Here is a 13059-nt window from a genome sequence, read left to right as displayed (position 1 = left end):
GCAAAGTGGTGGAACGCTGTGCAAAATGCCAAAAACGGGCTGAAAGTCCGGAAAAATACTTGCAAAGTGGTTGTTTCGGTGGTATGATGTTGCTTGTCGAAACTACAACTGTACGCAAGGAGGGGACAACATGCCGGATCGCCGATTCCTGCTGGTAGATGCGGATGTCCTGCCGGAAGTGTTTCTGAAAGTACTGCAGGCCAAAGAACTGCTGGCTTCCGGCGCGGTGACCAACATTTCCACTGCAGCCCGTCAGGCAGGCATTTCCCGCAGCGCATTCTATAAATATAAGGACACGGTGTTTGATGCCGAAGCCGGCAGGGAATCCATCACGGTGGTGGCGACCCTGCTGGATAAGACCGGTGCCTTGCAGGCTTTGCTTTCGGGTATTTCCGCAGCTGGTGCCTCCATTGTGACAATCACTCAGTCCCGGCCGGAAAACGGCGCGGCCCAGGTGGAGGTCACGGTACGTACCGGCACGATGCAGATGCCGGTGGAGGAGATGCTCACACGCCTGTCGCATCAGCCCTGCGTGGTGGAAATCCACCGCGGTGCCTGAACCGGGGGCCAAACCGGTTGTTTGTAAGTAAGGGGGAACTACAGATGGCTAAAATCGCAATCATGGGCTTCGGCACCGTCGGCAGCGGTGTGCTGGAGGTCTGCCGCCGCAACGCGGCGTCCATTGCCCGCCGCGCCGGGGAACCGGTGGAGGTCAAATACATTCTGGATGTGCGGGATTTTTCCGACTCGCCGGACGCCGCACTCTTTACCAAATCGTTGGACACGATTCTGGCTGATCCGGAAGTCAAAGTCGTGGTGGAGACCATCGGCGGGACCAAATTCGCCTACCCGTATGTACGGCAATGCCTGGAGAGCGGTCGCAGCGTCTGTACCTCCAATAAAGAGATGGTGGCGACCTATGGTGCCGAACTGCTGGCGCTGGCGCGGGAACACGGCGTGGCCTTCCTGTTTGAAGCCAGCGTGGGCGGTGGTACCCCCATCATCACTCCGATGCACCAATGCCTGGCGGCCAACCATATCAGCCGCATCCAGGGCATTGTCAACGGCACCACCAATTTCATGCTCACCAAGATGAAGCGGGAGAACATGAGCTTTGAGGAAGCCCTGAAGATCGCCCAGCAGCTGGGGTATGCCGAAACCAAGGATCCTGGCGACGATGTAGACGGCCGGGATGCCTGCCGCAAGATCGCCATTCTGGCCAGCCTGGCCTGTGGCCACCATGTTTATCCTGACAATATTTCCACCCGCGGGATCCGCGACATTACGGTCACCGATGTCAAAGCCGCAGAAAAGCTGGACAGTGCCATCAAACTCATCGCCTGGTACGACGAGGGAACCGACAGCCAGATGGCAGTGGGTGTGGAGCCCATGCTCGTACCCAATTCCAACCAGTTGGCGGGGGTTGACGATGTCTTCAATGCCGTGCTCATGCAGGGCGACATGCTGGGCGATGTGGTCTTTTACGGCAAGGGCGCCGGTAAACTGCCCACAGCCAGTGCGGTGGTGGCCGATGTGATCGACGCCCTCAAAGATGGCGTCAAGGTCCACGACAGCCTGTTCTGGAAACCGGCTCCCAAACGGGAAGGACTGGTCAAGGATCCCGGCACTTACGCCTGGTATATCCGGGTGCGCGGGGTAGCCGCCGCGCTGTTGCCCAATGTGGCGGGGCCCGGCCATGTGGTACTGGAAGAAAACGGAGAGGCTGCCTACCGCATCGACGCCGCTACCGTGGACCAGATCGAGGAAATCCGCGGCAAGATCCGCGTCCTCGGCGGAGAAGTGGCGCTGGTGCTCAAGCAGCTGGCGGACTGAACAACGATTCACGAAAGAGAGGAACCTCTCATATGATACAGGTAACGGTTCCTGCGACGAGTGCCAATGTAGGTGCGGGATTTGACTCGCTGGGCCTGGCGGTCTCGATGCATAACGTTTTCACCTTTGAGGAATGCAATGGCATCCAGATTTCCTCTGTGGACGGGACCCATGTGCCCGCCGGTTCCAATAACCTTGTCTACCGTTCGGCGCGGGTCGTGTATGACCAACTGGGCATTCCGCTGCGGGGACTTCGCATCACCCAGCGCAATGACATCCCCATGGCCCGGGGCCTGGGTTCCAGTTCCGCCTGCATTGTGGCGGGCATTCTGGGTGCCAATGCGCTGCTGGGCGACAAACTGACCAAGCGTCAGATGCTGACGCTGGCCACCGCCATTGAAGGCCACCCCGACAATGTGGCCCCGGCGATGCTGGGCGGCTTTGTCACCAGCGTCATCGACGAAGGTCAGGTCTACAGCGTGAAAAAAGACATCGACCCGGAACTGGCCTTTGCGGCCTTTGTGCCGGATTTCCGGCTGCTGACTTCCAAGGCGCGCGCGGCGCTGCCCCAGATGGTCAGCCACAAGGATGCGGTGTATAACCTTTCCCGTGCGGCACTGGCCACCGCGGCTTTCTGTGATGGCGACTATGGTCTTTTGGGTGTGGCGACCAAGGACACCCTGCATCAGCAGTACCGTCTGCCGCTGATCCAGGGCGGCGATGAAGTCTTTGAACTGGCGCTGGACCTGGGGGCTCTGGCGGCATATATCTCGGGCGCCGGTCCCACGATCATGGCGGTGATCCATAAGGATGACACTGCGTTCTTTGACCGGGCTGCAGCGGCACTGCAGCAGAGTGAACTGCTCCGGCACTTTACCGTACATCGTCTGCTGGCGGACAACACCGGCGCGGTGGTTGAGTGAGAGGCCTGTGCATAGATAGAGGAGGAAGACGATAACTATGGCTTTGATCGTGCAAAAATTCGGCGGTACGTCGGTGAAGGACCGCAACCGCATCTTCAACGTGGCGCGCATCGTCATGAATACGCGCAATGCGGGCAACGATGTGGTCGTGGTGGTGTCTGCTCAGGGCGATACCACCGACGACCTCATTGCCAAAGCGGCCGAGATTACCTCGGACCCGTCCCATCGGGAGATGGATATGCTGCTAGCTACCGGTGAGCAAATTTCCATTGCGCTGCTGACCATGGCGCTGCAGGAACTGGGCGTGTCCGCCATCAGCCTGACAGGCTGGCAGGCCGGTTTCAATACCGACCGCGCCTATTCCAAGGCCCGCATCAAGCGGCTGGATACCGAGCGTGTGGAGAGTGAACTGGCCCGCAACCGTGTGGTGGTGGTGGCCGGATTCCAGGGCCTCAACCGTTCTGACGACATCACGACGCTGGGGCGCGGCGGCAGCGACACCTCCGCCGTTGCGCTGGCGGCGGCGCTGCATGCCGACCGCTGCCAGATCTTCACCGATGTGGAGGGCGTCTATACCGCTGACCCCCGCAAGATCCCCAAGGCAACCAAGCTGAAGGAAATCACGTTTGACGAGATGCTGGAACTTGCCTCGCTGGGTGCTCAGGTGCTCAACAACCGCAGCGTGGAACTGGCCAAAAAATACAATGTGGAGCTGGAAGTCATCTCCAGCATCAACCCGGTGCCCGGCACCATTGTGAAGGAGGAAACCAACGTGGAAGGTATGCTGATCAAAGGCGTGGCGAAAGACAACGACGTCGCCGTTATCTCTATCAAGAATGTTCCGGATGTGCCGGGCATGTCCTTTAAGGTGTTCAGCCTGCTGGCGCAGAAGAACATCAACGTCGACATCATCCTGCAGAGCTCCGGCAGCGAGGGCAAGAAGGATCTGAGCTTCACGGTGCCCCTGGGAGATGCCGAGGCTGCGGTATCTGCCCTGAACAGTGCGGCGTCCCGGTTTGGCGGTGGAGAGATCAGCGTTGACAAGAATTCTGCCAAGGTTTCCATCGTGGGCGCCGGCATGCAGAGCCATTCCGGTGTGGCCTCCACCATGTTCGAGGCGCTGTTCAGCCAGAACATCAACATCAAGATGATCTCCACCAGCGAGATCAAGATCAGCGTCATCATCGACAAGCAGGATGCCGACAAGGCAGTGGCGGCCATCCATGACGCTTTCATCAACTAAGGGTTTCCGGACCACATAGAGGGAAAAGGGTAAGCCCCCGCACATCACAGGTGTGCGGGGGCTTGTGTGTTATAGAAACGGTCAGACTTGTACGACAGTACCGCCGAAACAGCCACGCTTTTTGAGATAGAAGAAAGCGACCACGCAGATCAGCACGGACAAAAGGGAACCGCATACGGTGGCGATGCCCATGGGGAACAACGTATCGGGGAAAAGAACCGACATAAGGTAAACGCCGGGGACCCGCATCAGCAGGATGGCACAGATGTTGTGCAGGAAAGAAATCTCCGAACGGCCGTAAGCACAGAAATACCCGCTGAAGCTGAAGTGGATACCCGCAAACAGACAGTCCCAGATGTAGCCGCGGATATACTGTCCACCGGCCACAATGACCACGGGATCGGTGGTGAAGAGGCTCACCACCGGCTCGGCAATCCACTGCATCAGGATGCTGATGCAGAACCCGAAGCCGGCTGCAATCAGAATGGCGTACTGCAGGGTGCGGGCGGCACGGTCGTGCTTGCCGGCACCGATGTTCTGGGCCCCCAGCGCCGATACGGTGGACAGCATGGAGGAGGGAACCAGGAACAGGAAACTGATGACCTTTTCCACGATGCCCACGGCAGCGGCATCGTTCAGGCCGCGGCGGTTGGCGATGATGGTGATGACGATGAAGGCGATCTGAATGAATCCATCCTGGAGCGCTACCGGAAGGCCGATTTTCAGCACCTGCTGCAGTACGCCGCGCTTGGGCCGAAGATCTTCCCGGCGCAGGCGGATGCCGGTCTCCCGTTTGAGGATCACCGCCAGGGAAACCACCACGCTGATCGCCTGAGAGAGGGTGGTGCCCAGGGCGGCACCGGCGGGGCCCAGACCCAATACGCCGATAAACAGATAGTCCAGCGCGATGTTGGCTGCGCAGGCCACGGCGATGAAATACATTGGACTTTTGGAATCCCCAAGCCCCCGGAAGACGGAACTGATGATATTATATGCCGTGATGCAGGGGATGCCGATGAAGCAGATCGTCAGATAGGCGACAGTGCCGGAGACGGCCTCCTCCGGGGTGGACATGATGGCTACGATGGGACGCACCAGCGCCAGCAGAATGGCCATCAACGCCAGAGAAATGGCCATGAACAGGGAAACGGTGTTGCCGATGACAGCGGTGACCCGCTTGTGGTCTCCGGCACCGATGAATCGGCCGATGCTGACCGTGGAACCCATGGCCAGACCCACAATCATCACGGTGATCATATGCATGACCTGACTTCCCACCGAGACTGCGGTGGTACTGGCCGCCCCTTCAAACTGACCGATGATAAACAGATCGGCCATGCCGTACAGCGTCTGCAGAAAATAGGACAAAAGATAGGGCAGCGAGAAATACAGCACATTGCGCAGCACGCTGCCGGTTGTCAGATTTTTTTCCATGTTTGGTTGCCTCGGCCCCGCCCGCAACGCGGACACGAACGGTTTGGTGCCCGGCGGGACCTGTGGTGATCTCTTCCCTCCATACCTTCTATAATACCGCAGAGTCCCGGGGGTGCGTCAATGCTTTTATGCAAAAAAATACGCACTTTTTGCATGAATGTGCGAAAGGCCAGTAAGATTTTCGGCGGGTCGGTTTACTTTTGGGGGCGCAAGCGGTATAATACCGATATCTATTTGTTGGAAAGGAATAGGAATTTGGAACGAAAGCAACTCGCGCCCGGTGTGTTCATCACGACACTGGACGCTTCAAAATTCAATCGCTGCCGCATCACCATCCATCTGCGCTTTCCGGCGCGGCGGGAGTCGGCCACCGACGCTGCAGTGCTGGCGCTGGTGCTGGAGCGGGGCTATGCGGCCTGCCCGGATATGACAGCGCTCTCCCGCCGGTTGGCGGAACTGTACGGCGCGGATCTCGGCGTGGATCTCTCCAACGCGGGAACGGACCGGATTCTTTCGGCGGACATCTGCGGTATCCAGGATCGCTATGCCCTCCGCGGCGAAAATCTGACAGACGCCTATGCCGATATTGTTTTCGGCACAATCTTTGACCCTTATCTTGTGGATGGCGTCTTTGACGCCGAGGCGGTGCGCATCGAGACCGAGACCCAGGCCCGCCGCCTGGAAGCGGAGTACAACTCCAAACGGCTGTACTGTGTGCGCCAGGCCCGACGCAAATTCTTCGGGGATTCTCCAGCGGGCATCGAGCTGGGCGGCTACCCCGGTGAGCTGGTGAACGTGACGCCGGCCAGCCTGAAGGCGGAATATGACCGCATTCTTGCCAGTGCCACCATCGACGTCATGGTCCAGGGCGCGGACGAAGCCCGTGTGGCGGATTTGCTATTGCAGAAGCTGCAGCATCTTTCCCGCACGCCCCAGCCCTTTGCGGCACCTATGGGAATGCCTGCGGCGCCGGTCCGGCATTTCCGGGAGGAAATCCCCGGCCTGACCCAGGCCAAGCTCTGTATGCTGTTTACGGCGGGGGACAATCCCAACCCGCCCAGCGTCAGCATTCTGCGGGCGGCTATGAGCGTGCTGGGTGGTTCGGCCACCAGCCGGCTGTTCCGCAATGTGCGGGAAAAACAGTCCCTGTGCTATTATTGCGGCTCGGCGGCTCAGCGAGCCACCGGTGTGATGATGATTGATTCCGGCGTGGAACCCGGCAAAGAGGAGCAGGCCGAGGCCGCTATTCTCGCCGAGTGGGAAGCTCTCAAGAACGGCCCGCTCACCCAGGAGGAACTGGATGACTGCCGCCGCGGGCTGATCTCCGGTATGGATGCGCTGGGGGACAGTCTGGCCGCGCTGGAAAGCTGGTACTATGGCCAGATCACCCGGGGCGAACCGCTCTATCCGCCGGAATACGGCAAGGTACTCACCAACGCCGTCTCGCTGGATGAGGTGCGTCAGGCCTTGCAGGGGTACAGCTATTCGGTTTGCTATACCGTCACGGCCAAACCCGGCACCCAGGGGAAAGGAGGCGCCGAAGATGTCCGATAACGAACGGTTTGCCGCCGCTCAGGCGCGCGCAGCCGCGGCAGTCAGCTGCGAAAAGGTGGTGCTGCCCAGCGGTCTGACGGTACTTTGCCGCACGATGCCGGGATACAGCAGCGTCCATGCCATCTATGCCACGGCGTTCGGTTCCATTCACCGCCAGTTCACGCTGGATGGCAAGCCGGTCACGCTGCCGGCGGGCACGGCCCATTTCCTGGAACACAAGATGTGTGAAACGCCCCAGGGAGATTCCTTTACCTTTTATGCCAAGACCGGTGCGTCGGCCAACGCTTTTACCAGCTACGACCGCACCTGCTATATCTTCTCGGCTACCCAGAAGATCGATGAAAACCTCGACATTTTGCTGGGTCTGGTGGGAAAACCCTGGTTCACCAAGGCCACCATTGCCAAGGAGCAGGGGATCATCGGCCAGGAGATCAAGATGTACGACGACAGTCCCGACTGGCGGCTGCTCAACGCGCTGTTCCGCTGCCTGTACACCGACCATCCGCTGCGCGATGACATCGCCGGCACGGTGGACAGCATCGCCACCCTGACGCCGCAGCTTTTGTACAGCTGCACCCGGGCGTTTTATGCGCCGTCCAATATGGTGCTGTCGGTGGCGGGCAAAATCACGCTGGAACAGGCGGTGGAAGCCTGCAAGCGCAACGGTCTTTACCGCGCCCGCCCTGCCCACGAGGTGGTATGGGACGTCCCGGCAGAAGCAGGCCCTATTGCCCGCAAGGAGGCCCGCTTTACGATGCCGGTCAATAAGCCCTGTTTCGGCGTGGCCTACCGCGAGCCTCCGCTGGCCCAGGGAGATCTGAAGCGGGAACTGCTGCTGGATATGCTGGGCGACCTGGTTGTGGGCGGCCTGACCAAACTGTACCGCAAACTCTACGATGAGGCCCTGGTCAACCCGGAATTTTCCGGTGACTTCATTGCAGTGCGCGGCGCCTGCGCGGTAGCCTTCACCGGTGAGAGCGAAGCACCGCAGCGTGTGACCGAGATGCTCCAGGGAGAGATCGAGCGGATGCGTACCGAGGGCGTCGACCCGGAGCTTTTCCTGCTGGTGAAAAACCAGATGTACGGGGAACTCCTGGGGGACGTGGAGACGGTGGATGATGCCGCTGAAGAAGCGGCCGCTGCCTGCCTGAAAGGCCGCACACTGGCCGATGAGATCGCCGCGCTGGCGGAACTGACGGTGGAGGATGCCAACGCCCTGATGAAAACCGCCCTGCGGGAGGAAAACCGCGCCTACGTGCAGATCGATCCGCAGTAAATCGCTGAAAAAGGGAACATCACAGAAGAAAACGAGGAAGTATTATGGTCTACCATGTTCAATTCCCGGGTCTGGGACTGGAGTTTACCATCAACCGGGTGGCGCTGTCCATCGGGGGCTTCAACATCTACTGGTATGGCGTCATCATCGCGGTGGGCATGCTGCTGGCGCTGCTGTACGCCTTCCGCAACGCACCGGACTTCGGCATCGACTCCGATCGTCTGGTGGATGTTGTGGCCATCGGTACGGTGATGGCCATTGTCTGCGCGCGCATTTACTATGTGGCCATGGCACCGTTCCAGTACCAGAGCCTCTGGGAAATGGTGGATATCCGTCTGGGCGGCATTGCCATTTACGGTGCGGTGATCGGTGCCTTTGTCTTCGGCGGCCTGGCTGCCAAATGGCGTAAGGTGCCGTTGCTGCCCCTCTTTGATCTGGTGGCTCTGGGCTTCCTGATCGGACAGGGCATCGGCCGCTGGGGCAACTTTGTGAACCAGGAGGCCTTCGGCACCAACACCACACTGCCCTGGGGCATGTACAGCGAAGGAACCAAAGCCTATCTCCAGTCGGTGCAGGTCACTCTGCCGGCAGGCATGACCGTGGATCACAGCATGCCTGTTCATCCCACTTTTTTGTATGAGAGTATCTGGTGCCTTGTAGGATTCCTGGCGCTGGCCTTGTATGTGAAGCACCGCAAGTTCCACGGCCAGATTTTCTTGCTGTACGCCATCTGGTACGGCCTGGGTCGCGGCTGGATCGAAGGACTGCGCACCGATTCGTTGCTCATCGGCAATACCGGGCTGCGTGCCAGCCAGCTGGTGGCGTACATCTCGGCACTGGCGGCATTCTGCCTGCTGCTCGTCGGACTGCGCCGTGCCAGAGGCAAGACGCTTCTGGTCACACTGGCAGTGCGGGACATCCAGAAGGAAGCCAAGGCAGGCAACCGATTTACGCCCGATACGCTGCCGGCCTGTGCATCCCATGCGGAATTCGTGGCAGCTACCGAGGCCATGAATGATCGGCTGGCGGGGCTGGATCTGGATGCGCTGGACATTGAGGAACTGGAAGATCCGGAGCCGGAGGCGACGGAGACCGCGTCGGCGGCAGAAGAAACCGGCGACGGGACCGAAGCCGGGGAAAATCCCGAATCACCTGATGCAGACGACGATTCCAAGGAATAACAGAAAGTGGGGGAAGAACGGTATGGAGGCAAAGCTGATTGAGGGAAAGGCTCTGGCCGCGGAAGTGAAGCGGGAGGCGGCCCAGCAGACGGAGGCTTTGAAAGCCAAAGGAATAACGCCCTGTCTGGCGGTTATACTGGTGGGGGAGGATCCCGCCAGTCAGGTTTATGTGCGCGGCAAGATCAATGACTGTGCCCAATGCGGCATTGAAAGCCGGAACATCCGCCTGCCGGAGGAAACCACCCAGGAGGAACTGCTGGCCCGTGTGGACGAACTGGCAGGAGATCCGGCAGTGCACGGCATTCTGGTGCAGTTGCCGCTGCCGGCGCACATTGATGAAAAGGCGATCATCGATGCCATTCCTCCGGAAAAGGATGTGGACGGTTTTTCGCCTGTCAATGTGGGCCGCATGCAGATCGGGGAACCCTGCTATCTGCCCTGCACCCCGGCGGGCTGCATCCGCATGATCGAATCTACCGGGGTTCCGATTCCCGGCAAGCATGCAGTGGTGATTGGCCGCTCCAACATTGTGGGGAAGCCGGCAGCGATGTTGCTGCTGGCGAAAAATGCGACGGTGACCATCTGCCATTCCAAAACGCAGAATCTTCAGGCGATTTGTGCCTCTGCCGATATTCTGGTGGCGGCAGTGGGGCGTGCGGGTTTTGTCACCGGCGACATGATCAAACCCGGTGCGGTGGTCATCGATGTGGGTATCAACCGCGGTGCGGACGGAAAGCTGCACGGCGATGTGGACTTTGAGACTGCAGCACAAAAGGCAGCCTGGATCACGCCTGTACCGGGCGGGGTGGGGCCGATGACCCGTGCCATGCTCATGCTCAACACGGTGGAGGCTGCCCGCCGCGCCATGGAGAAATAAAAAGACGCTGCATCGGGCTTGTTTTGGCAAAAACACCTTGACAAGCCGCAGAATCTATGGTATAGTTTTAAAGCCGCTTGGTATGGGCCCGAAAAGTGTGCGGTTTTGCCGCAACGCCCTACTGTCCAGCGAGACTTATTGAAAGAGGTTATCCGAATGTACGCAGTTATCAAGACCGGTGGCAAGCAGTACAGCGTCAAGGTTGGCGACGTGGTTTACGTCGAGAAGCTCAACGCTGAGGCTGACAGCGAAGTCACCTTCGATCAGGTCCTGGCCGTTGGCGAGGAGGGCGCTGTCAAGGTTGGCGCTCCCGTTGTTGAGGGCGCTTCCGTCACCGCCAAGGTCGTCAAGAACGGCAAGGGCAAGAAGCTCAACATTCTCACCTATCGTCCCAAGAAGGGCAGCATGGTCCGCAAAGGCCATCGTCAGCCCTACACCAAGGTGGAAATCACCGCGATTAACGGCTAAGGAGGTACAGCACAATGGCACATAAAAAAGGCGTAGGTTCTACCAAGAACGGCCGTGATTCCGAGTCCAAGCGCCTCGGCGTCAAGCGCGGCGACGGTCAGTTCGTTCTGGCCGGCAACATTCTGGTCCGCCAGCGCGGCACCCACATCCATCCGGGTGAGGGCGTCGGCATCGGCAGCGACGACACGCTGTTTGCCCTCGTCGATGGCCGCGTTCACTTCGAGCGCATGGGCCGCGATCGCAAGCGCTGCACGGTCAAGCAGTAAAAAAACCAGACGGGCGGGCCGGCAGGGCCTGCCCGATTTTTATTACAGACGGTGCCCGACACCGTGCGAGGTACACTATGGCAACCAGTAATTTTATTGATACCGCGACCATCTGGCTGCATGCCGGCAAAGGCGGCGACGGCGCCGTGACCTTCCACCGCGAAAAGTTCGTGGCGGCGGGCGGTCCTGACGGCGGCGACGGCGGCCGCGGCGGCGACATCATCTTTGTGGCCGATGACAACCTTTCCACGCTGATGGATTTCCGCTACAAGCGCAAATACACCGCGCAGGACGGCGAGAATGGCCGCGCCAAGCGGCAAAGCGGCGCCGACGCCGACGATCTTGTGATCCGTGTGCCCCGCGGCACCGTGCTGAAGGAAGCGGAGACCGGTCTGGTCATTGCGGACCTGTCCGGCTCAGAGCCGGTGGTGGTCGCCCGTGGCGGCCGTGGCGGCTGGGGCAACTCCCATTTTGCCACGCCTACCCGCCAGATTCCCAAGTTCGCAAAACCCGGTCTGCCCGGCGAGGATCTGCATGTTCAATTGGAACTGAAGGTCATTGCCGATGTGGGTCTGATCGGTTTCCCCAACGTGGGCAAATCCACCCTCATCAGCATCATCTCGGCAGCCAAGCCTAAGATCGCCAACTATCATTTTACCACCCTGACCCCGGTGCTGGGCGTGGTGCGGGTCGGTCCGGAGCAGAGTTTTGTCTGCGCCGATATCCCTGGCCTGATCGAAGGCGCCGCCGAGGGCGTAGGTCTCGGCCACGACTTCCTGCGCCATGTGGAGCGCTGCCGTCTGCTGCTGCATGTGGTGGACGTCTCCGGCTGTGAGGGCCGTGACCCCAAGGCCGATTTTGAGCAGATCAACCACGAACTGGCAGGCTTCAGCGCCGAACTGGCGCAGCGCCCCCAGATCGTGCTGGGCAACAAGTGTGATATTGCCACACCGGAACAGGTCGAGGAATTCAAGCAATATATTGAGGCCCAGGGGCTGACCTTCCTGCCCATCTCGGCGGCGACACGCCAGGGCGTGGACGGCCTGCCGGCATTGGTCTACAACCGTCTGAAAGACCTGCCGCCCATCAAGGTGTATGAGGCGGAGTACAAGCGTCCCGACAAGAGCCTGGAACCCACCCGTCCGTTCACCGTCACCCGGACCGGCGAACATGAGTTCACCATTGACGCGCCCTGGCTGGAGCGCATTCTTGCCGGCACCAACGTGGAGGACTACGAAAGCCTGCAGTATTTCCAGACCCAGCTGGGCGATTCCGGCATTCTGGACAAGCTGGTGGAGGAAGGCGTCGAGGAAGATGATACCATCAAGATCGGCGAATACGAGTTTGATTATCTGTATTGAGTATGTTGTTTGAAACGAAATCCGAAGTGGATATCCACGAAATGTCCCCGCTGGCTCTGGCCTTTGTGGGGGATGCGGTGCTGGAACTGCTGGTACGCGCCAAATTGGTGGGCACCACCCGGCTGCAGCCCAACCGGCTGCACACGGTAGCCACCCATTATGTAAGCGCCCATGCCCAGAGCCGGGAACTGGAGATTCTGGAACCCCTTTTGACCGAAGCGGAAGCCGGTGTGCTGCGGCGCGGCAAGAATACCAGCAAGGCCAGTGTGGCCAAACATGCCACGGTGCAGGAATACCGGGCTTCCACCGGTTTCGAGTGCCTGCTGGGGTGGCTCTACCTGCAGGGCCGTAACGATCGCATCCAGGAATTGTTTGATGCCCTTTGGACAGGGTATCAGCCGCAATAAAAAAGCCCCGGCCCCTTCACGGGGCCGGAGCCTTTTCTATACCGCAGCAGGGCCGCGGACCGGGATCACTTGCAGTTCTTGCTCTCGGTAGCGCTGGTGGTGCGGTTGGTGCTGCGCTGCTGGGTGCCGTTGGTGGTCTTTTTCTGGGTGCTGTTGGTAGTGTTGGTGCTGCGGTTGGTCGTGTTGTTCGTCTGATTCTTTGCCATGAGAGGTTACTCCTTTCGCAAGTAAAAAAC

14 protein-coding genes are annotated in these 13059 nt (G+C 59.7%); 12 read left to right on the top strand and 2 right to left on the bottom strand.

Going from position 1 to position 13059, the window contains the following annotated elements; all coding sequences use genetic code 11:
- Positions 1-130: 130 nt before the first annotated feature.
- From NQ490_RS01670 to NQ490_RS01655, 4 genes are read left to right on the top strand one after another with little or no spacing between them, the layout of a single operon-like run.
- Positions 131-559: an ACT domain-containing protein gene (locus NQ490_RS01670; protein ID WP_007047078.1), complete on the top strand. Its 429-nt coding sequence runs from the start codon at positions 131-133 to the stop codon at positions 557-559.
- Positions 560-603: 44 nt separating this feature from the next.
- A complete protein-coding gene (locus tag NQ490_RS01665; RefSeq protein WP_007047077.1) occupies positions 604-1833 on the top strand; it encodes a homoserine dehydrogenase in 1230 nt (409 codons plus the stop codon).
- A 32-nt stretch (positions 1834-1865) separates the two neighbouring features.
- Complete coding sequence (thrB, locus tag NQ490_RS01660) at positions 1866-2756, top strand: homoserine kinase (protein WP_007047076.1); 891 nt, start codon at positions 1866-1868, stop codon at positions 2754-2756.
- Positions 2757-2793: 37 nt separating this feature from the next.
- The gene (locus NQ490_RS01655) at positions 2794-3999 is read left to right on the top strand and encodes an aspartate kinase (RefSeq protein WP_007047075.1); all 1206 of its coding nucleotides are present in this window, start codon (positions 2794-2796) and stop codon (positions 3997-3999) included.
- 81 nt (positions 4000-4080) lie between these two features.
- Here NQ490_RS01655 and NQ490_RS01650 read toward each other — a convergent pair whose 3' ends face one another.
- Positions 4081-5433 carry an MATE family efflux transporter gene (locus tag NQ490_RS01650; protein WP_007047074.1) on the bottom strand — a complete coding sequence of 451 codons (1353 nt, stop codon included), beginning with the start codon at positions 5431-5433 and terminating at the stop codon, positions 4081-4083.
- 255 nt (positions 5434-5688) lie between these two features.
- Between NQ490_RS01650 and NQ490_RS01645 the strand changes: the two genes are divergently transcribed.
- From NQ490_RS01645 to NQ490_RS01610, 8 genes are all read left to right on the top strand, one after another.
- Entirely contained in the window at positions 5689-6987 is a 1299-nt protein-coding gene (locus tag NQ490_RS01645; RefSeq protein WP_050764697.1) for a M16 family metallopeptidase, read from the top strand.
- The gene (gene yfmH / locus NQ490_RS01640; RefSeq protein WP_007047072.1) at positions 6977-8263 is read left to right on the top strand and encodes an EF-P 5-aminopentanol modification-associated protein YfmH; all 1287 of its coding nucleotides are present in this window, start codon (positions 6977-6979) and stop codon (positions 8261-8263) included. The genes NQ490_RS01645 and yfmH overlap by 11 nt, the downstream gene beginning before the upstream one ends.
- Positions 8264-8307: 44 nt before the next feature.
- Positions 8308-9444 carry a prolipoprotein diacylglyceryl transferase gene (gene lgt / locus NQ490_RS01635; protein WP_007047071.1) on the top strand — a complete coding sequence of 379 codons (1137 nt, stop codon included), beginning with the start codon at positions 8308-8310 and terminating at the stop codon, positions 9442-9444.
- Between the two features lie 22 nt (positions 9445-9466).
- Positions 9467-10321 (top strand): bifunctional methylenetetrahydrofolate dehydrogenase/methenyltetrahydrofolate cyclohydrolase FolD, encoded by an 855-nt coding sequence (gene folD / locus NQ490_RS01630; protein WP_007047070.1) that lies wholly within the window; start codon positions 9467-9469, stop codon positions 10319-10321.
- A 156-nt stretch (positions 10322-10477) separates the two neighbouring features.
- Positions 10478-10789, top strand: a complete 312-nt coding sequence (rplU, locus tag NQ490_RS01625) for a 50S ribosomal protein L21 (protein ID WP_040917732.1) — start codon at positions 10478-10480, stop codon at positions 10787-10789.
- 14 nt (positions 10790-10803) lie between these two features.
- Positions 10804-11055, top strand: coding sequence for a 50S ribosomal protein L27 (gene rpmA / locus NQ490_RS01620; protein WP_007047068.1), 252 nt, complete (start codon positions 10804-10806; stop codon positions 11053-11055).
- A gap of 77 nt (positions 11056-11132) precedes the next feature.
- Complete coding sequence (gene obgE / locus NQ490_RS01615; RefSeq protein ID WP_007047067.1) at positions 11133-12416, top strand: GTPase ObgE; 1284 nt, start codon at positions 11133-11135, stop codon at positions 12414-12416.
- Between the two features lie 26 nt (positions 12417-12442).
- Positions 12443-12823 carry a Mini-ribonuclease 3 gene (locus NQ490_RS01610; RefSeq protein ID WP_320415300.1) on the top strand — a complete coding sequence of 127 codons (381 nt, stop codon included), beginning with the start codon at positions 12443-12445 and terminating at the stop codon, positions 12821-12823.
- 65 nt (positions 12824-12888) lie between these two features.
- Here the strand turns inward: NQ490_RS01610 and NQ490_RS01605 are convergent, their stop codons facing one another.
- Complete coding sequence (locus NQ490_RS01605; RefSeq protein WP_007047065.1) at positions 12889-13029, bottom strand: hypothetical protein; 141 nt, start codon at positions 13027-13029, stop codon at positions 12889-12891.
- Between the last annotated feature and the right edge of the window lie 30 nt (positions 13030-13059).

It is taken from the genome of Subdoligranulum variabile (assembly GCF_025152575.1).
Lineage (GTDB): Bacteria > Bacillota > Clostridia > Oscillospirales > Ruminococcaceae > Gemmiger > Gemmiger variabilis.
The sequence above is the reverse complement of the archived record's forward strand: the minus strand, read 5'-3'. Positions and strand labels throughout refer to the sequence as shown.

What these genes read in the sequence shown, in the direction of transcription:
- rplU (WP_040917732.1), top strand. Translation starts at nt 10,478, where the DNA reads ATGTACGCAGTTATCAAGACCGGTGGCAAGCAGTACAGCGTCAAGGTT.
- NQ490_RS01670 (WP_007047078.1), top strand. Translation starts at nt 131, where the DNA reads ATGCCGGATCGCCGATTCCTGCTGGTAGATGCGGATGTCCTGCCGGAA.
- NQ490_RS01665 (WP_007047077.1), top strand. Translation starts at nt 604, where the DNA reads ATGGCTAAAATCGCAATCATGGGCTTCGGCACCGTCGGCAGCGGTGTG.
- rpmA (WP_007047068.1), top strand. Translation starts at nt 10,804, where the DNA reads ATGGCACATAAAAAAGGCGTAGGTTCTACCAAGAACGGCCGTGATTCC.
- folD (WP_007047070.1), top strand. Translation starts at nt 9,467, where the DNA reads ATGGAGGCAAAGCTGATTGAGGGAAAGGCTCTGGCCGCGGAAGTGAAG.
- yfmH (WP_007047072.1), top strand. Translation starts at nt 6,977, where the DNA reads ATGTCCGATAACGAACGGTTTGCCGCCGCTCAGGCGCGCGCAGCCGCG.
- NQ490_RS01650 (WP_007047074.1), bottom strand. Translation starts at nt 5,433, where the DNA reads ATGGAAAAAAATCTGACAACCGGCAGCGTGCTGCGCAATGTGCTGTAT.
- NQ490_RS01605 (WP_007047065.1), bottom strand. Translation starts at nt 13,029, where the DNA reads ATGGCAAAGAATCAGACGAACAACACGACCAACCGCAGCACCAACACT.
- obgE (WP_007047067.1), top strand. Translation starts at nt 11,133, where the DNA reads ATGGCAACCAGTAATTTTATTGATACCGCGACCATCTGGCTGCATGCC.
- thrB (WP_007047076.1), top strand. Translation starts at nt 1,866, where the DNA reads ATGATACAGGTAACGGTTCCTGCGACGAGTGCCAATGTAGGTGCGGGA.
- lgt (WP_007047071.1), top strand. Translation starts at nt 8,308, where the DNA reads ATGGTCTACCATGTTCAATTCCCGGGTCTGGGACTGGAGTTTACCATC.
- NQ490_RS01655 (WP_007047075.1), top strand. Translation starts at nt 2,794, where the DNA reads ATGGCTTTGATCGTGCAAAAATTCGGCGGTACGTCGGTGAAGGACCGC.